The following is an 18,328-nucleotide window of genomic DNA, read 5'->3' as shown; positions in this document are numbered from 1 at the left end:
AGGATAGTGCGGTGAGCAACGACAGCGACGGACTGCCCGGCCGAGACGATTTCGGTGTCGAGTTCGACCCCGAGACGGGTGGACAGGATGTGGCCGACGCCTTGGCGCGGTGCGCGCGGGAGGTGGCGGACTTCGTCGATGCCGGCGGATGGCACCAGGCACCCCAGATGTTCGCCTTGGTGCCCACAGCCGCACTCGCCGCAGCCGAGCCGGGACTGCTCGACGATTTGGCCGACGGCGCTGCCCTGACTCCGATCCAACAACATTCGCTACCCGAGGACATCACCGGCGGCTCCCCCGCCCTGGACGAGTTCCTGGCCACCTCCACGTGGCCCGAGGGTGTCGTCGGATGCGCCTTGGTCCAAGAGATCGTAGTTCTTCCCCCGGCAGCCGAATCGACCCTCGACGATGCCTTGATCCCGCTGCTCGCCGATCCCGATGCGGCCGACCAGGCCGCTCGCTCGGCTGCCGAGAACCACCCCGAGAAACGAGATGCGCGATTGATCGTCGCGGTCCTCAAGGACGGTCCGTCCCTGACTCTTCTGCAGTTGCACCCGGACGAGGACGCCGATCCATTCGCACCCATCGACCTTCGCATCGCGGAGGACCTGGCCCCCAACGTCGTGCACGGTCTCTACGCCACGTTCGACGCCGTCGACGACGACTAGCGACAGGGCTGGGTCAGCTGCAGGACGGCACGTCGCCGCCGGAGCCGATCGCCTGCAGCGAGTCGATTGCACCGTCCAACGATTCGACACGCACCAGCCTGAGGCCGTCGGGGACGTTCTGTTGCGCCTCACCGCAGTTCGCATCCGGTACCAGGAACGTGGTGGCTCCGGCTTCACGGGCGGCGATCAGTTTGTACGGAATGCCGCCGATGGGGCCGACCGTGCCTTCGGCGTCGATGGTCCCCGTCCCCGCGACGAACTCTCCGTTGCTCAGCTCACCGGGACTGAGCTTGTCGACCACGGCCAGGCTGAACATCAGTCCGGCCGACGGTCCACCGACGTCGGCAAGGTTGAACGTCACGTCGAACGGCACGTCCGGCTGCTCCTCGGGCGTGACGCCGAGGTATCCCAACGCGTCGTCGTCGGGCCGGGCTTCGAGCACCACCGAATCCGTCCGCGTCGTGCCGTCCCGGACGTACTCGATATCGATGGAATCACCCGGGGCCCTGGAGCTGACCGCCTCGCGGACCGCGGACGCCGTGGAAACAGGGGCTCCGTCGACCGAGACGAGCGTGTCCCCCACGTTCAGCACGCCGGCAGCGGGCCCGTCATCGGCCACACTCGCCACCGCGAGCGTCACCGGCAGATCCAGATGATGCAGCGCGGCGAGTTCGGCGCTGGACTCCGACTCCTCGAAGTCCGCCTGATTGCCCTCCTGCACTTCTTCCTTCGACATGTCCGGCGGGTAGACCTCCTCGCGCGGAACGAGTCCCTGCCTGCCGCTGGCCCAGAAGCCGAGTGCCTCGAACAGATTGAGCTGATCGCGCACGGCCACGGTCGTCATGTTCAAGTGGCCCGCGGTGGGGTCGACCTCGGTTCCGTCGATCTGCACCACGGGTACCCCGTCGACGTCACCGAGAGTGTTGTACGTCGGGCCGGGGCCGAGAGCGGCGAACGGAACGGTGACGACCGAGCCCGTGACGCCCAGCACCACCACAGGTACCAGCGCAGCGACAAGAGTGGCGATCCTTCGGTTCACTCCGTAGACACTAGATCCGAATACGGTCGACGGTGCAGACCGCCCCTACCGAGTACGTCCGCGCCGACTTCTCACGGCTCGGACTGTTCGCCGTCAGCGTGACGATCCACCACTCTCTACGTTCGTCGGGCTTGTACCGTTGAGTCATGAGCAATTTTGGTTTCGGTGCCTCCGACGACGACCCGGACAAGAAGAAGGATCCGGACGGCTCGGGCAACCCTGCCGGTTTCGGCTTCGGCGGCGAGGGATTCGACCCCGCACAGCTGGGCCAGATGCTCACCCAGTTCGGCCAGATGCTCAGCGGCATGGGAGCTGCGGGCGGAACCGGGTCGGGGCCGGTGAACTACGACCTCGCCAAACAGCTCGCACGTCAGCAGATGGGCGATTTCAGCCCGGTGTCGGCAGGCGAACGTGAGGCCATCACCGACGCCGCACACCTGGCCGAACTGTGGCTGGACGGGGCGACGACATTGCCGGCCGGTGCTACGAAGACCGTTGCATGGACACCGGTCGATTGGCTCGACAACACGATCGACACATGGAAGCGCTTGTGCGACCCGGTCGCCGAGCAGATCTCGGGCATGTGGACCTCCGGCCTGCCCGCCGAAGCGCAGCAGATGGCAGGTCCGATGATGGGCATGCTGACGCAGATGGGCGGGATGGCGTTCGGCTCGCAGCTCGGCCAAGCACTCGGCCAGCTGTCCAAGGAGGTGCTGACCTCCACCGACATCGGCCTGCCCCTCGGACCGTCGGGAACAGCGGCGTTGCTGCCGTCTGCCATCTCGTCGTTCAGTGAGGGACTCGAGCAGCCCGACCGTGAGGTGTTGGTGTTCCTCGCCGCACGCGAAGCCGCCCACCAGCGGCTGTACAGCCACGTTCCGTGGTTGCGGCAACGGGTTCTGGCCACCGTCGAGGAGTACGCGCGGGGGATCAGGATGGACTTCTCGGCCATCGAGGAGGCCGCCGCAGGACTCGACCCGTCCGCGTTGACCGACCCGTCGAAGATCGAGGCGATCCTGCAGCAGGGTGCTTTCGAGCCACAGACGACGCCGGAGCAGAAGCACGCTCTCGAGCGTCTCGAGACACTGCTCGCCCTGGTCGAAGGATGGGTCGAGACAGTGGTTGCATCAGCTCTGGGCGACCGCCTGCCCGGTGCCGTCGCACTCGGCGAAACGATCCGACGCCGCCGGGCGTCGGGAGGCCCCGCCGAACAGACCTTCGCGACGCTGGTCGGCCTGGAACTGCGACCCCGCAAGGTTCGCGAGGCCGCCGAGCTGTGGCGTCAGCTCCTCGCCGCAGCCGACGTCGAGGGACGCGACGGTGTGTGGGCACACCCCGATCTTCTGCCGGATTCCTCGGACCTGGACAACCCCGCGGCGTTCATCGACCGCGTGGTCGGCGGTGGAACGTCGAGCTTCGACGACCCGATCGCGCAGCTCGAGGCGATGGAGGCCAAGGAGCGCGCCGAAGCGGCCGAACGCGCCGCGGAAGGCGACGACGAGGGCACCGACGGAGACCCCGAGAAGGGTTCATCCACACCCTGACCCGTCGGGTTCGCGCCACTTCGATCGAGACCGTCGAACGCCTGCTCGGAGGCACTTCCACCCTGTGGATAACGTGCCCTGAGCGGGCGTTCTTCGTTGTCGGCGCTGTCAGAGTGTGTCTCATGATCACACCGACCGTTCGACTCGATCCTGCAGTGGCAATTCTGCCGCGTCGAGACGGCACCGTTCAGTTGGGCTGGAATCCCGAGACCAGCGTCGTCGTCACGCCACCTCCCGGTGCCGAACCGGGCTCGATACTCGAAATACTCCGGCTGCTGGCCGCGGGTCATTCCAGACCTCATATCGTCTGTCACGCAATGACATTGGGACTCTCGGCCAATCGGACCTCGGCGATGCTCGGCGAACTGGAGGACTCCGGGTTGCTGATGCACGGCACGAGAGAACCCGTGGTGCCCGACGCCTCGCCGCATGCGTCGCAGGCCGGATCGGGGACGGTGAAGACCGTCCACCTCGTGGGGCGGGGTCCGATCTCGGACGCGTTGGCCTCCGGTCTGAGTCGAACCGGTGTCACGGTGAGTCGAACGAGTCTGACTCCGACGCGCTATCCGCATTCGGTGGTGAGATCGTGGAACTACGACGTCGTGGTGCTCGCCGACGATCTGGTTGCCGAACCTCGACTGGTGACCGACCTGGTGCGGCTGCGCATCCCACATCTGCAGGTGCGACTGCGAGACGGAAAGGGCATCGTCGGTCCTTTCGTGTTGCCCGGTCGGACGAGTTGCCTGCGGTGCGCAGATCTGACGCGATGCGACTTCGAGCCCGAGTGGCCGCATCTTTCCGCTCAACTGCTCGGCACGGTCGGCCAGGCCAGCAGCGCGACGGTGTTGGCCACGGCAGCGTTCGCGTTCGCTCAGTTGGAGAACCTCATCGGCCGTTCCGACGCCGCGCTTCCCGAGACCGCCGACTGCACCATGGAACTGGACTTCGCAGCAACCGGAACCACCGTGCACAAACGCCTGTGGTCCAAGCATCCTCACTGCGATTGCTGGCACTGACCACACGCGCTTATAGCGAGCTCACCACGACCGATGGGGTCGGCGCGGGGCGGTCCGAGCAATTGTCGGAAGGTTCAGCCATGATGGAGCTGTGTCTGACATACCGCGCCGTGGATCGACTCGTACTGCAAAACTGGCCAGCATTCCCCTCGGGATGGCCGGTCGTGCCGCCATGGGGTTCGGCAAGAAGCTCGCCGGCGGCAATCGTGACGAAATCGATGCGGACATGGCCGCGAAGGCAGCCGAACAGCTCTTCTCCGTTCTCGGGGAACTCAAGGGCGGTGCCATGAAGCTCGGGCAGATGCTCTCGGTGATGGAAGCGGCCGTTCCGGAGGAGTATTCGGAGCCGTACCGCGAGGCGTTGACCAAACTGCAGGCGCAGGGCCCGCCCATGCCCGCGAAGACCGTGCATCGGGTGTTGGACCAGCAACTCGGAACTGCGTGGCGGTCACGTTTCCTCGATTTCGACGACACTGCGATCGCGTCGGCGAGCATCGGACAGGTGCACCGCGCAACCTGGGCCGACGGACGCGATGTCGCGGTCAAGATCCAGTACCCCGGCGCGGACGACGCATTGCGCTCCGACCTCAAGACGCTGTCGCGGTTCGCGAACCTGTTCAGCACGGTGCTCGCGGGCACGGACGTCAAGCCGGTGCTCGAAGAATTGACGGCCCGTACCGAGGACGAGCTGGATTACCGTATCGAGGCCGCGAACCAACGTGCCTTCAGCAAGGAATTCGCAGGCGACTCGCAGTTCGCGATTCCCAAGATCGTCGCCAGTGCTCCCAAAGTCGTTGTCAGCGAATGGATGACCGGCAGGCCGTTGGCCGATGTGATCGCGAACGGGACGGCCGAGGAACGTAACCGGGCGGGCGAACTGCTCGCGTTGTTCGCATTCGTGTCCCCGGCGCGCGCGAAGTTGCTGCACGCCGACCCTCATCCGGGCAACTTCATGATGCTCGACGACGGACGCATGGGTGTCATCGACTTCGGTGCGTGCGCTCCGATGCCCGACGGTCTCCCGCCCGTCCTGGGTCGTATGGTCTCGCTCGCCCGCGACGAGAAGTTCGACGAGCTCGTGGTGTTGTTCACGGAGAGCGGCTTCGTGGTGCCGGGCCGAACGGTGACAGAGAAGGAGATCGAAGACTATCTGCGTCCCTTCACCGATCCGATTCACACCGAATCGTTCCACTTCACCCGGGCCTGGCTGCAGAAGGCCGCGGGCACCGCTGCAGATTTCAACAGTGCGCAGTTCCGCACCGTTCGGGCACTGAACATGCCTGCGGAATACGTGATGATCTTTCGCGTGCTGGGCGGGCTGGTCGGAATCTGTGCCCAACTCGACGCCTACGCGCCGTACATGGCGATCCTCACCGAGTGGATGCCCGGCTTCACCGACTGATTCGTTCGGCGAAACCGGGCACCGGTCTCGGGCGTCATGCTGCGTTCTTGCGTGGCCGTCCCCGGGGACGCTTGCGGGCGATGACGACACCCTGCTCGAGGATCTCGCCGCCCCAGACGCCCCACGGCTCGGCGCGGTCGAGGGCCGCGCTCAGGCAGGTACGCCGGATGGGGCATTGGGCGCACAGCGCCTTGGCCTGCTCGAGTTCGGCAGGGGTGTCGGCGAACCACATGTCGGGGTTCGCCGCTCGGCAGGGCACCGACAAGGCCAGTTCGACCGATTCGGTCGAATACTGTGCAGCGTAGGCACTTTCGGACTCTGGTCGGCATGTCGTCCGGATCGTGGCGGTTGACACGTCGGTCTCCTCTACTTTTCGTGCGGCGTCGTTATCGGTTCGAGGGGTGATGCGAACCAGTCGGCCTCACGCTCGGATAGAGGAACTACCTGAACGAGAAAGGCCACGGTCCGCGAGTGCGGGTCCGTGGCCTGGTGGGGCTTGTCGAAGCGTCTACCGACAGTGAAGTCGGTGTCTGCTGTCGAGCACGGACGCACGTGGTGCGCGATGACGTCGAGCTGCCTGAGCAACTGCTTTCGCTCCTGGTGCCAGGGCGACCTGGGCGGAATTCGACACCGAGTCCGCATATGCGGACTCCTGGATGGGGCCGAAAGCAGAGGAACGAATCCACGTCTGCGCAACAGAGCCTGCGGCGGCGGCATGAGTGCCGAGGGGGGCAACTCCGAACGGTGCCGTGCCGAGGACAGGGCTGAACGCGACGGTTGCGTGGGCAACGGCGGCGTGCAATGTGTTGATCATTTTCTTCAGCTCCTGTTCTGGTCTCGTCGGCGGATTGGACAGTGCGCGATCTCCCGCGGCACGTGAAACAGACTAAGCCCCCTGCCGATATCTGCACAAGTTATTTTCTACCTGCGGTTTTGCGGAAATTTTCGGACCTCCGCGTCACGTGTCCGAGGCTCGCACCACGGTGAGAACTTCTTCGCCGAACCGCTCCAACTTCTTGGCGCCGATTCCCGGAATCGCGACCAACCCACGCTCGTCCTGCGGTTGCTGCTCCGCGATGGCCGTCAGCGTGTTGTCGCTGAACACCACGTACGCGGGCACCTTCAGTTCGCGGGACTTGTCCAATCGCCACGACTTCAGCGCGTCGAGCAGGGCGATGTCGACGTTCGACGGACAACTGTCGCACCGACCCAGCATGGTCGCGGACGTACCGATCAACGGCTTCCCGCACAACCGACACTTGGGCCCAGACTTCTTGGCAGCAGGCGCGGCGATACGCGAGGCGGGGGAGTCCTCGGGGATCAGACCGTTGAGAAACCTCGACCGCCGCCGCGATTTGCGTCCACCCTCGTTGCGGGCGAGCGCCCAGGACAGATGCAGGTGGACACGGGCGCGGGTGACACCGACGTAGAGCAGCCTGCGTTCCTCCTCGACGGCCGCCTCGTTGTTGGCACTGGGATCGTTTCCGATCGCGTGCGAGATCGGCAGAGTGCCGTCGGCGAGACCGACGATGAACACCGCATCCCACTCGAGCCCCTTCGCCGCATGCAGCGACGCAAGGGTCACGCCCTGGACGGTCGGTGGGTGCCGCGCCTCGGCGCGCGCGGCGAGCTCCCCCAACAACTTCTTGAGAGTCAGTTCCGGATCGTGCACCAGAAGTTCTTCGGTGAGCTGCACCAGACCGCCGAGAGATGCCCACTTCTCGCGGGCCTGTGCACCGGTCGGCTCGGTTGCCGTCAGGCCGAGCGGGGCCAACACCGCTCGCACCAGAGCCGGCAGTCCCTCGCCGGCCTGCGCGCCGTCGGGCAGATCGTCACGACCGCCTGCCTGCCGCAACGCGTTGACTCCCTGCCGCACCTCGGGCCTGGTGAAGAACCCCTCGCCGCCGCGCACCTGGTAAGGGATCTTCAGCTCGGTCAACGCCTGCTCGTGTGCCTCCGACTGCGCGTTGATGCGGTACAGAATCGCGATCTCGGCCGGTTCGACGCCCTTCGAGATCAATCGCTTGACCGCGCGCGCTACCCCATCGGCTTCCGCCGGCTCGTCGTCGTACTCGAAGAACTCCGGCTCGGGTCCCGGCTGACGCTGACCGATCAACTGCAGTCGGGTGCCGGCGATGCGACCGCGAGCGGCACCGATCACGCGATTGGCCAGCGACACCACCTCGGGTGTGGAACGGTAGTCGCGCTCGAGCCGAACCACGGTGGCCTCGGGGTACTTCCGTGAGAAGTCGAGTAGATACCGCGGAGATGCGCCGGTGAAGGAATAGATGGTCTGGTTCGCGTCGCCGACGACGGTGAGATCGTCACGCTCGCCCACCCAGGCGTCGAGCACCCGTTGCTGCAACGGAGTGACGTCCTGGTACTCGTCGACGACGAAGCAGCGGTAGCGCTCACGGAACTCGTCGGCCACCGACGAATGTTCTTCCAGCGCAGCGGCCGTGTGCAGCAGGAGGTCGTCGAAGTCGAGCAACATCCCGTCACCACCGCGGGACTTGAGCTCCTCGTAACCGGCGTAGACGGCGGCGACCTTGGTCGCGTCCATCGGAACGTCACGACGATTGCTCGCCGCGATGCGCGGATAGTCCTCGGGTGCGATCAGCGATCCCTTGGCCCATTCGATCTCGCCCGCGAGATCGCGGATGGCGTCCGTCGACGTCGACACCCCGGCACGGTTCGCCGCCTGCGAGACGACGGTGAACTTGCGGTCGAGCAGCTGCCAGCCGGTGTCGCCGACCACCTGAGGCCAGAAGTACTTGAGCTGGCGCATGGCCGCGGCGTGAAACGTACGTGCCTGCACCGGAGGACCGTCTCCCCCGACGCCGAGCTCGCGCAGACGGCCACGCATCTCGCCTGCCGCGCGCGCGGTGAACGTGACCGCCAGCACCTGCCCAGAGGACACGTGCCCGGCAGAGACGAGGTGGGCGATGCGTCGGGTGATCGTACGTGTCTTTCCCGTGCCCGCACCGGCCAGAACGCAGACCGGGCCACGGGGAGCCAGTACCGCCGCGGATTGCTCCGGATCGAGTCCGGCGGTCATCGCGTCGTCAGCCATGAGGACCATTGTGTCAGTGCGTACCGACAGTTCCACCCGGGGCCGAACCGGGTGGCCGACGGCCGATGCAGGTGTCGGCCGGAACAATCGCGCCGGTGCTCCTGTTGACTGTTCACGTGACCACTACCGAGAACACCCCGCAGACCCCGGCCGCGCTGACCGTCTACTCCACCACGTGGTGCGGTTACTGCCGCAGGCTCAAGACCCAGCTCGACCAGGCCGGAATCGAGTACGCCGAGATCGACATCGAGCAGAACCCGGAGTCGGCCGACTTCGTCGGCAGCGTCAACAACGGCAACCATGTGGTGCCGACCGTGCTCTTCGCCGACGGCTCGACGGCCACGAACCCCACTCTGGCCGAGGTCAAGCGCGCACTCTCGCTCTGACCGGACGTCAGGCCGTCGCCGCCCACGCCTCGAGCATTCCCCGTGCGATGGAGATCGAGCCCGGCAGAAGCAACCGGGACGTCGAATCCGATCCCCAGTCGCCCACCTCGAGCGCGGCGAGAACTTCGGCCCGATCGAACCAGTGGGCCTCGGCGATCTCGCCGTCCTGAAAGTGCAGCGGTTGCTCCGGGTCGGCGACGGCGGAGAACCCGATCATCACCGATCGCGGAAACGGCCACGGCTGGCTGCCCAGATACTCGATACCGGAGACGTCGAGGCCCACTTCTTCTCTGATCTCCCGTGTGACACAGGTTTCCAGCGACTCACCGGCCTCGACGAAGCCCGCGAGCACCGAGAAGCGACGCTCGGGCCACGCGGGTGCTCGCGCCAGCAGCACTCGGTCGCCGCCGTCGTGAACGAGACAGATCACCGCCGGATCGGTACGCGGGAATTCCTCGTGACCGGTGGACGTGCTCGTTCGCGACCAGCCTGCGCTCGACGGAACGGACGGCGCGCCGTCGAGTGAGCTGAAGTGCGCGCTCGCATGCCAATTGAGGATCGCCAGGGCTCCGGTCACCGTCGACAACGCGGCGCTGTCGAGTCGATCGCCGTCGGTGCGCAGGTCGCCGACCGTGCCCGCCACGACCTCCACCCGGCGGGCCCACAGATGCCGATCGCCGTGAATTCCGAGGAACACCGCATCGGCCGTCGGCTCGGTAGCGAGATCCGCGGCAGAGCCGAACACCAGGCCGTTCTCGTCAACCGGGAATCGGCCTCTGCCGTCCACGTTCAGGATGCGGGCAGTCGGCCAACCCGCCGCCAATGCTGCGGTGTCTCGGCGCAGTTCTTCTGCCCTGTTCAGTGGCGATCGGGACAGTCGAGGTGGGTGGGCGAGTTGGAAGTTCGGCACGCGCACGACCCTACTTGGCCTCGCCTAGTCACCCACGCGACGGATGTAGAGCAGTCGATCGGATGCCTCGACTGCGTCGACCTCAGGAGTGCCGACTCGGAACAGCTTGCCGCCCCGCACCACTCCGAGAACGATGTCGGTCAGGTGCCGCGGAGATCCGCCCACCTCGTCGCGTTCGACTTCGCGCTCGGCGATGGCGAAGCCTGCCTCCGGGGTCAACAGATCTTCGATCATCTCCACCACGGACGGAGTCGACGTGGCGATCCCGAGCAAACGGCCCGCGGTCTCCGAGGAAACAACCACCGAGTCGGCGCCGGACTGACGAAGCAGGTGCGTGTTCTCCGCTTCTCTGATGGCCGCGACGATCTTCGCCTTCGGAGCGATCTCACGGGCGGTCAGAGTCACCAGCACCGCGGTGTCGTCCCGGTTGGTCGCCACGATGATGGCCGCCGCATGCTGAGCTCCGGTGAGTCTGAGCACGTCGGACTTGGTCGCCGAACCGTGAACGGTGACCAAGCCCAGGGCCGATGCGGCATCGAGAACCGTCTGATCGGTGTCGACGACGACGATATCGGACGCCGACACGCCGTCCCCGAGCATCGCGTCGACTGCGGTACGGCCCTTGGTGCCGAAACCGATGACCACGGTGTGATTGCGCACGCTGCGTCTCCATCGCTGAATTTTGAATGCCTGCCGGGACCGCTCGGTGAGAACCGACAGCGTGGTACCGACCAACAGAATGAGGAATAGGACCCGGAGGGGTGTGATGACCAGGATGTTGACCAGTCGCGCCGACGGACTCATCGGTGCGATGTCACCGTATCCCGTCGTCGACAGCGACACGGTTGCGTAGTAGAAGGCGTCCAGGAAGGACAATTCGCCGTTCTGGTTGTCGCTGTACCCGTCGCGATCGAGGTACACCACGAACGCAGCCAGGAACAGAATTCCCAACGCCATCAGCACCCGCTTGTAGATGGCGCGCCACGGACTCGATTCCAGTTCCGGAACCCGGAGCACTCCGACGAGTGCGAAGTCGGGCTTGTCGGTCAGCGCGCCACTGTCACTCAGGCGCGCTCGCAACCTACCTGCCACGTCGCCCGCCGAGGTACTCACCGAAGTCGAGATCATTCACGGCACGCAGCGTAACCCCATGCCAGGCTTCTGTGCCGACGACGCTGGGTGTGGCACGGTATGCGTATGACACAGAGATCGAGTCAGGCAGCCGCGTTGCGTCTCGCGGGACTGCTCGCGGGAGCCGGAGTCCTCCACTTCGTCACTCCGAAATTCTTCGATGCACAGGTGCCGACGGCATTGCCGGGTTCGGCACGGACCTACACGCAGGTCTCGGGGGTCGCCGAACTCGCCGTGGCCGCGACGCTGGCCGCACCGCGGACCCGTCGGCTGGGCGGTGCACTCGCGGCTGCCCTGTTCGTCGTGGTGTTCCCCGCCAACATCAACCTGGCGTACAAGTACGTGCAGAGCCCGAAGACCTCGCCGGCTCTCAAAGCAGCGATGATCGCCCGACTGCCGTTGCAGATTCCATTGGTCACCGAGGCTCTGAAGGCTCGTCGGAACGCACCGTAGCCTCCGGCTGCTCGGTCCCGGCCGGCCCTTCCAGGAGCTGGGCCAATTCTGTTGCGTCCGGCAGGTTCTCGGGCGAAATGGTGTGACCGCTGCGCACGTAGTGGAACGCTGCGCGTACTCGGTCGAGCGGTACCGGTTCGGTGCGCCCGATCGACATCAGCTCGGCCCACGCCAATCGGTAGGCCGCGAGCTGCATCGCTACCGCCCGCTGTTCCGACGCCGTCGGCTCTGCGCCCGTCTTCCAGTCGACGACGGTCCAGCCGCCGTCCGGGTCCGCGAACACCGCGTCGATGCGTCCTCGCAGTACCGTTCCCGCCACAGAGGTCTCGAACGGCACCTCCACTTCGACGGGGCTGCGGAGAGACCACTCCGATTCGAGAAACGCCTGCTGGAGGGTTTCGAGGTCCACATCGGCCGAGGCCCCGGTGTCGGCCGAGCCCGGCAGTTCGTCGAGGTCGAGCAGTCGAGTCGCGCCGAACCTCCGTTCGATCCAGGCGTGAAAAGCAGTTCCTCTGCGTGCCAACGGGTTCGGCGGGAACGGCAGCGGCCTCCGCAGGCGTGACGCCAACGCATCGGGGTCGGCCGCGAGGTCGACCAACTGCGTCACCGACAGGTTGCCGGGAAGAGCCACGTCGACTCCTGCGACCGATCTCGCAGCCCGCTCGGCCAGCAGAGTGTCTACGTCCGCGGCCCAGTTCTCGGGGTCCTCCTGGGTTCGATCCTGGACGCCGTCACGCTCGTCGCTCGGTGTGGCCGAGAGGTCCGCCAGCGCGCGCAGCACGTCCTGCGCTCCGCTCTCGATCGCTCCTCGTCTCGGACCGAGTGGATCGCGCGGCCAGGACGCGGTGTGCGGCACGGCTCCGAGTGGGTTCGACGCCCCCTCCTCCGGTGCCGGTGCCCATTGTTCGATCACCGCGATCTCGCCGAATTCCTCGATATGCGTGTGCAACTCGTCGAGAAATTCCGACGGCCCACGCGGCTTCGTGGCGGTCTCGTCCCAGTGATGCGCGGATACCAGCAGCACCCGTTCGGTTCGGGTGAGTGCCACGTAGAACAGTCGGCGATCTTCGGCGAGTCGACGCCTCGCCAGCGCATCCTTGTGACCCTTGACGGCGTCCTCGAGGTCCTTGCGATTGTGGAGCCGGTCGAGTTCGAGGACCGGAACCCCTTCCGAGCCTTCGCCGTCGAGTGCACGGTCACCGCGCAACGACGGCGGCAGCTCGGCCATCGCCCCGAGCCAGGTCGAGGATGCGTTCGAGGACGGGAACACACCCTTCGCCACGTGCGGGACCGCCACCACCTCCCATTCGAGGCCTTTCGCGGAATGGACGGTGAGCACCTGAACGCGATGGGGGGCGACGTCGACCTCACCGGGGGCGAGGCCGTCCTCGACCGTCTCCGCGGCGGCGAGGAACGACAGGAATCCGGTGACCGTGGCAGTCGGATTGTCGGCGTAATCGGCCACCACATGGGCGAATTCGTCGAGATGTTCACGACCGACCGCGCCGTCGGTGCTGATCGGTGTGCGGGCCTGAGCTTCGACACCGATGCCCATGATCCGCTCGATGTCGCCGACCAATTCCGTCAGCGGCTGACCGATTCGATCGCGCAGCAGGTGCAGCTCGCCCGCCAGGGCGACGATCCGGCGATGCCCCACCTCCGAGTACCGCTCGGCCGGACCGGGATCGGCTATCGCATCGGCCAGACCGGCCTGCTCCGACTGCTCACCGGGCAGGGCGCTACCGAGCGCAGCATCGAGTGCCTGCGGGTCGTCGACGCGACCCGCGGTGCCGTACCCGCCGCGGATCTCGAGTTCTCGGGCGCGCTGCGAGAGTGCCCGCAGATCCGTCGGCCCGATCTGCCACCGAGAGCCGGTGAGGATGCGCATCGCCGAGCTACCGGCAGTTGGGTCGGCCACCAGCCGCAGCATCGCGATGATGTCGGCCACCTCGGGAACGTGCAGCAATCCACCGAGCCCGACGACCTCCACCGGCAACCCGCGGCTGCGCAGCACCTCAGCGATCGGCTCGGCGTCGGCGTTGCGGCGCACCAGAACCGCGGCGGTGGGCGGGGTGCGATCCTGCTCGAGGGCAGCGCGGTACTCCCCCGCGATCCGGTCGGCGATCCACTCTCGTTCGCCTAGAACGGTGTCGGTGACGGCCAGTCGGACATCACCGGGAACCGCACCCGGGCGGGCCCGCAGAGTCGGTACCGGCACGCCGACGCGGCGCAATGGGTCGGTGATCAGGTTGGCCAGCGTCAATGCCTCGGGCGGATTTCGCCAGCTGGTGAGCAATTCGAGCCGCGGCGCGGGGCTTCCGTCCGCCTTCGGAAAATCGGTGGCGAACCGAGGCAGATTCGCTGCCGATGCGCCGCGCCAGCCGTAGATCGATTGCATCGGGTCGCCGACGGCTGTCAGGGCCAACTGCGGGTCGCTGCCGGAACCGAACAGAGACGACAGCAGGACTCGTTGGGCATGACCGGTGTCCTGGTACTCGTCGAGCAACACGAGCCGGAAGCGTTGCCGCTCTGCGATTCCCACCTCGGCATGCTCGGCAGCGACCCGCGCCGCCATCGACATCTGCGAGCCGAAATCCAGTGCGCCCTCGCGCCGCAGAGTTTGCGCCAGCCGTTCCACCAACGGCAGCAACCCGATTCGTTGATGCTGTGCGTCGAGGATGTTCAGCAACTCCTTGGTGGGGCCACCGCGTTGTCGCGGCCCCGGCCCGAGCGTGTGCACCAATTTCTCCAGCTCCACGTGCGCGTGCCGCAGATCCTCGGGATCGACCAGATGCTCGGCCAACTGACCGGAGAGCGCGAGTACCGCCTCGGTCACCGACGTGGGGTTGCGGTCGGTGTCCAGGTCGCCGTCCCAGGTACTGACGACACGGTGGGCCAGCTGCCACAGTTCGGTTTCCGAGAGCAGTGTCGCGGACGGTTCGATCGGCAACAGCAAGCCGTGCTCGGTGAGCAGTCGGCCTGCGTAGGAGTGATAGGTACTCACTTCCGGCTCGGCACCGAGAATCCGCACGCGCAGTGCCAGACTGGGATCGAGCGCGCGCACCAGATCGGATCCGGCCAGCCGAGCCAGTCGAGCTCTGATCCGAGAGGTCAACTGCTGTGCGGCTTTTCGAGTGAAGGTCAGACCCAGAACCTGGTCGGGGTCGACGAAACCGTTGGCCACCATCCACACCACGCGGGCAGCCATGGTCTCCGTCTTGCCCGCACCTGCCCCGGCGACGACGAGCGTCGGGCCGGGCGGCGCTGCGATCACCGCGGCCTGTTCGTCGGTCGGTGGATGCTTCTGCCCGAGCGCCCGGGCGAGCTCGACCGGCGACACTCGCACCGAACCGGTCCGTGTCTTCGTCGCTGTCGTCATTGTTCGGTCACCTGCCTACCCGTCTCGTGTGCCGGGCAGCTGGACTTGACCGGGCAGTGCCTGCAACCGTCGTTGATCCGCGCCTCGAACGTGGGTCCCTGCGTTGCCGATGCGGCCTGGTGCACGGTGTCTCGCCACTCCTCGAGTTTCTCCGGTGTCGGCACTTCCTGGACACGCTGCGTCGCGCCGTCCTTGTTGTGGGGTTTGGCCACGAACACCAGCCGCGCTCCGCCGGGTTCGCCCGCGGGCTCGCCCTCGATCGCACCGGCTGCCGCCGCAACCTGGTAGGTGGCCAGCTGATGGTGGTTACGTGCGTCCTCCTTGGACATGACGGTCTTCGCTGTCTTGACGTCGATGATCACCGGCCGACCGTCCGGATCGTGCTCGAGTCGGTCGATGCGGCCGCGCAACGCCACCGCAGGCTCGTTCTCCGACCGAGCGTCGAGTATGCCGTCGACGCGCACTTCGACTCCGGCCTCGGTGAGCTCGCCTCGACTCCCCTGCAGCCAGGACTCGAAGGTCCCGAGCATCGCCCCGGTTCGGTCGAGCTCGTGCCGCGAGTACCACTGTGATCCGAGATCCACTGCATCCCATGCCGTTTCGAGCGCACGCCGGAGTTGCTCCGGTGGTATGCGGCCGGCCACCGCCTGGACGAGAGTGTGCACGAGCGTGCCGGTGACCGCATGGGTGTTGGTGCCGTCGTTGCCGCCGTGACGTTCGAGCATCCACCGCAGCGGACAGGTGGTCAATTGTTCCACCGTGGACGGCGACAGCGGCACCGGACCGTCGCCGAGCTGCCACAGCGGCGCGTCGGTGCTCGGCCCTGCCACCCCGAACCACTCGTCGGGATGCGCGCCTCGGACACCGGCGTCTGCGAGAGTGGCCAGATGCCGCGCCGCTCGGGCACGCTTGTCCGGATCCTGTTCGGCGACAACCGGATCGCACACCACACTGCGCAGTTCGGCCACCAGCATGGGCAGCGCCAACACTCGGTGCGCGGTCTCCGGCACGGGGGTCCCGGGTGCGAGATCCGACTCGCCTCCGCCGTCGACGCCGCGTAGTTCGTCCACGAATCGCGACCGGACCAGATCCGCATCTCCGGTACTGGAATCGACGGCTGTCACGAGCAAGGTCGATCGAGCGCGACTGCACGCCACCAGAAACAACGTGCGCTCCTCGGCCAGCAACGGCGCCGACTTCGACAGTCGCCCGTCGAGCGCCGCTGCTGCATCGACCTTGCCGGACGTGAGGTCGACCAGAGTGTCGGTCCCCAGCAGGCTGCCACGTGACCGCAGACTCGGCCACAGCCCTTCCTGCACCCCGGCAACCGCGACGAGCTCCCATTCCCGACCCGCGGCAGAATGCGCACTCAGCAGCGTCACCGCGTCGGCTCGAACCGTGGCGCGGTGTGAGTTCAGAGTAGGAATCTCCTGCTGCGCAATGTAATCGAGGAATCCACCGATCTGAGCCCGCGGCAACCTGTCGACGTATGCTGCCGCCGCGTCGAACAGCGCCACCACCGCATCCAGGTCGCGGTCGGCCTGGGCACCGGCCGAACCACCCCAGGCGGACGCGGCGGCCCAACGCCGCTCGAGCCCCGAAGCCTGCCACGCCGCCCACAACACGTCCTCGACACCGCGGCCCGTGCGGGCGAGCGCCCGTGCCTTCCGAATGACACCGAGGGCTCGACGCAACGGGGCGGACTCCACATCCGAGAGTCCGTTCGTCCACCCGGCACTCCCCCGAGCGTCGTCGGTGAGTACGACTCTGAGCAACTCGGCCGAGTCGCGCTCGCCGCCCGATGCGAGCTCGAGCCTGCGCACGCCCCGGCGCAATCGCCGCAGACCCACCGGATCGGCCCCGCCGATCGGCCCGGAGAGCAACGCGAGTGCATCTTCACCGTCGAAGCTCGGGTCGGAGATCGCCCGCAGCACCAGCAGGAGACCCACGGCCCCGTGCTGGCGATGCAGCGGCAGCTCCGAGGTCGGAGTGATCATCGGAACCCCTGCGCCGTGCAGCGCCCGACGCAACGGTGCGAGGGTGCGCGGCACGGACCGCACCACGATCGCCATCTCGGACCACGGCATGCCGTCGATCAGGTGGGCACGACGCATGGCGTCGGCGATGATCGCCGCCTCTTTGGCAGGCGAGGACACGACGTGCACTCGCGCTGCCGGTGCACCGAATCGGGCGGTGCCCACAGGTTCGGGACAACGGTGCCGACCGAACCCGGGCAACCGTCCGGCGATGATGTCGGTCAGCTCTGCGACCTCGGGCACGGACCGGTGATTGCGAGTGAGCAGCACGCGACGCGGCGAATCCACCTCGACCAGGTCGGCCACGAAAGAGGGGTCGGCACCGCGAAAGGTGAACACGGCTTGATCGGGATCCCCGGCGACGACGGTGGATTCGGTGTCGGTGCCGATCAGCCGAACCAGCTGTGCCGCTTGCGGATCGAGGTGCTGCGCGTCGTCGACGACGAGGTGCCGGATACGGGCGCGTTCGCTGCGCAGCAATTCGGGATCGGTGGCGAACGCCATGAGCGCGGCACCGATCAGCTCGGCGGCGTCCAGACCAGGTGCCGTGGCTCCCGCCGCTTCCACTCCGACGGCACCGCGCAACAACATGGCCTGCTCGTATCCGGCAGCGAACCTCCCGACGGCAACCCACTCGGGTCGGCCGTGCTTGCGACCCAGTTTGACGAGGTCTTCCGGTCCGATCCCGCGTTCGGCGGACCTGAGCATCATGTCTCGCACCGCAGTCACGAATCCCGCGGTGCCCAGTGCCGGACGCAGCCGCTCCGGCCAGTCGACCGCCCCGTCCTCGAGCTCGCCGCGCAGCATCTCGCGCACCACGGCGTCCTGCTCGGCACCGGTCAGCAATCGCGGCGGCGGATTGCCGTACAGCGAGGCCTGCAGCCGCAGCACCGCGAAGGCGTAGGAGTGCACCGTGCGCACCAACGGTTCACGGGTCGCCCGCAGTGCATGATCGCCACTGAAGAGACCCGAAGTGATGACCTCGCGCACCGCGGTTGCCGCCCGTTTGGACTGCGTGAGCACCAGAACCGACTCAGGATCACCGGTTACGATGCGCGAGACAGCGTAGTCCGCAACGAGCGAGGTCTTTCCCGTGCCGGGGCCACCCAGGATCTGCCATGGATTCCATCGTGGAGCGCCTTTCGCAGCCTCGGCTGCCGCGTCGGGTGTCGAGCACAGCAGCCGAGCTGCCGGACCGGTCCACTCACGTGCCGGGCGAGCAACCTTGGGTGCACGGACGAGAGTGACCGTCGCGCCGTGTCTGCCGTCCGAGCTCATGACACAGATGCAA

14 protein-coding genes are annotated in these 18,328 nt (G+C 66.8%); 6 read left to right on the top strand and 8 right to left on the bottom strand.

Translation table 11 applies throughout. From position 1 onward, the window contains the following. Positions 1 to 89 precede the first annotated feature (89 nt). Positions 90 to 668 carry a PPA1309 family protein gene (locus tag R3P93_RS02325; RefSeq protein WP_176460511.1) on the top strand — a complete coding sequence of 193 codons (579 nt, stop codon included), beginning with the start codon at positions 90 to 92 and terminating at the stop codon, positions 666 to 668. Between the two features lie 13 nt (positions 669 to 681). Here the strand turns inward: R3P93_RS02325 and R3P93_RS02320 are convergent, their stop codons facing one another. Continuing rightward, positions 682 to 1,707 (bottom strand): YlbL family protein, encoded by a 1,026-nt coding sequence (locus R3P93_RS02320; protein ID WP_068045962.1) that lies wholly within the window; start codon positions 1,705 to 1,707, stop codon positions 682 to 684. A 146-nt stretch (positions 1,708 to 1,853) separates the two neighbouring features. Here R3P93_RS02320 and R3P93_RS02315 point away from each other — a divergent pair, with 146 nt between their 5' ends. The 3 genes from R3P93_RS02315 to R3P93_RS02305 all read left to right on the top strand — a co-directional run bounded on the left by R3P93_RS02315 (position 1,854) and on the right by R3P93_RS02305 (position 5,669). Continuing rightward, a complete protein-coding gene (locus tag R3P93_RS02315; RefSeq protein ID WP_068045963.1) occupies positions 1,854 to 3,251 on the top strand; it encodes a zinc-dependent metalloprotease in 1,398 nt (465 codons plus the stop codon). Positions 3,252 to 3,373: 122 nt separating this feature from the next. Continuing rightward, complete coding sequence (locus R3P93_RS02310) at positions 3,374 to 4,267, top strand: hypothetical protein (protein ID WP_068045965.1); 894 nt, start codon at positions 3,374 to 3,376, stop codon at positions 4,265 to 4,267. A 91-nt stretch (positions 4,268 to 4,358) separates the two neighbouring features. Continuing rightward, positions 4,359 to 5,669 carry an ABC1 kinase family protein gene (locus R3P93_RS02305; protein WP_068045967.1) on the top strand — a complete coding sequence of 437 codons (1,311 nt, stop codon included), beginning with the start codon at positions 4,359 to 4,361 and terminating at the stop codon, positions 5,667 to 5,669. A 34-nt stretch (positions 5,670 to 5,703) separates the two neighbouring features. Here R3P93_RS02305 and R3P93_RS02300 read toward each other — a convergent pair whose 3' ends face one another. The 3 genes from R3P93_RS02300 to R3P93_RS02290 form a co-directional block, all read right to left on the bottom strand. Next, on the bottom strand, positions 5,704 to 6,024 hold the full coding sequence (locus R3P93_RS02300; protein WP_068045970.1) for a WhiB family transcriptional regulator: 321 nt from the start codon (positions 6,022 to 6,024) through the stop codon (positions 5,704 to 5,706). 153 nt (positions 6,025 to 6,177) lie between these two features. Next, positions 6,178 to 6,483, bottom strand: coding sequence for a hypothetical protein (locus tag R3P93_RS02295; protein ID WP_068045974.1), 306 nt, complete (start codon positions 6,481 to 6,483; stop codon positions 6,178 to 6,180). A 144-nt stretch (positions 6,484 to 6,627) separates the two neighbouring features. After that, entirely contained in the window at positions 6,628 to 8,742 is a 2,115-nt protein-coding gene (locus tag R3P93_RS02290) for an ATP-dependent DNA helicase UvrD2 (RefSeq protein WP_394855239.1), read from the bottom strand. A 116-nt stretch (positions 8,743 to 8,858) separates the two neighbouring features. Between R3P93_RS02290 and R3P93_RS02285 the strand changes: the two genes are divergently transcribed. Next, positions 8,859 to 9,128 (top strand): mycoredoxin, encoded by a 270-nt coding sequence (locus R3P93_RS02285; RefSeq protein ID WP_032398313.1) that lies wholly within the window; start codon positions 8,859 to 8,861, stop codon positions 9,126 to 9,128. A gap of 7 nt (positions 9,129 to 9,135) precedes the next feature. Here R3P93_RS02285 and nudC read toward each other — a convergent pair whose 3' ends face one another. Both nudC and R3P93_RS02275 read right to left on the bottom strand, forming a co-directional pair. Further along, a complete protein-coding gene (gene nudC / locus R3P93_RS02280; protein WP_317532333.1) occupies positions 9,136 to 10,038 on the bottom strand; it encodes an NAD(+) diphosphatase in 903 nt (300 codons plus the stop codon). 24 nt (positions 10,039 to 10,062) lie between these two features. After that, positions 10,063 to 11,130, bottom strand: a complete 1,068-nt coding sequence (locus tag R3P93_RS02275) for a potassium channel family protein (protein WP_032398311.1) — start codon at positions 11,128 to 11,130, stop codon at positions 10,063 to 10,065. A gap of 105 nt (positions 11,131 to 11,235) precedes the next feature. Here R3P93_RS02275 and R3P93_RS02270 point away from each other — a divergent pair, with 105 nt between their 5' ends. After that, positions 11,236 to 11,622: a DoxX family protein gene (locus tag R3P93_RS02270; RefSeq protein WP_317532332.1), complete on the top strand. Its 387-nt coding sequence runs from the start codon at positions 11,236 to 11,238 to the stop codon at positions 11,620 to 11,622. Here R3P93_RS02270 and R3P93_RS02265 read toward each other — a convergent pair. Continuing rightward, positions 11,585 to 15,001, bottom strand: a complete 3,417-nt coding sequence (locus R3P93_RS02265; RefSeq protein ID WP_317532331.1) for an ATP-dependent helicase — start codon at positions 14,999 to 15,001, stop codon at positions 11,585 to 11,587. The genes R3P93_RS02270 and R3P93_RS02265 overlap by 38 nt on opposite strands. After that, positions 14,998 to 18,315, bottom strand: a complete 3,318-nt coding sequence (locus tag R3P93_RS02260) for an ATP-dependent helicase (protein WP_317532330.1) — start codon at positions 18,313 to 18,315, stop codon at positions 14,998 to 15,000. The genes R3P93_RS02265 and R3P93_RS02260 overlap by 4 nt, the downstream gene beginning before the upstream one ends. Positions 18,316 to 18,328: the final 13 nt, after the last annotated feature.

The organism is Rhodococcus cerastii (assembly GCF_033042195.1).
In the GTDB taxonomy this organism is placed as follows: domain Bacteria; phylum Actinomycetota; class Actinomycetes; order Mycobacteriales; family Mycobacteriaceae; genus Rhodococcoides.
Note: the sequence above shows the minus strand (reverse complement) of the source record. Positions and strands in the feature narration are given on the sequence as shown.

Bases quoted from the DNA above. Each gene is read 5' to 3' on its own strand.
- R3P93_RS02270 (WP_317532332.1), top strand. From the start codon at position 11,236: ATGACACAGAGATCGAGTCAGGCAGCCGCGTTGCGTCTCGCGGGACTG.
- R3P93_RS02260 (WP_317532330.1), bottom strand. From the start codon at position 18,315: ATGAGCTCGGACGGCAGACACGGCGCGACGGTCACTCTCGTCCGTGCA.
- R3P93_RS02310 (WP_068045965.1), top strand. From the start codon at position 3,374: ATGATCACACCGACCGTTCGACTCGATCCTGCAGTGGCAATTCTGCCG.
- R3P93_RS02265 (WP_317532331.1), bottom strand. From the start codon at position 15,001: ATGACGACAGCGACGAAGACACGGACCGGTTCGGTGCGAGTGTCGCCG.
- R3P93_RS02295 (WP_068045974.1), bottom strand. From the start codon at position 6,483: ATGATCAACACATTGCACGCCGCCGTTGCCCACGCAACCGTCGCGTTC.
- R3P93_RS02290 (WP_394855239.1), bottom strand. From the start codon at position 8,742: ATGGCTGACGACGCGATGACCGCCGGACTCGATCCGGAGCAATCCGCG.
- R3P93_RS02315 (WP_068045963.1), top strand. From the start codon at position 1,854: ATGAGCAATTTTGGTTTCGGTGCCTCCGACGACGACCCGGACAAGAAG.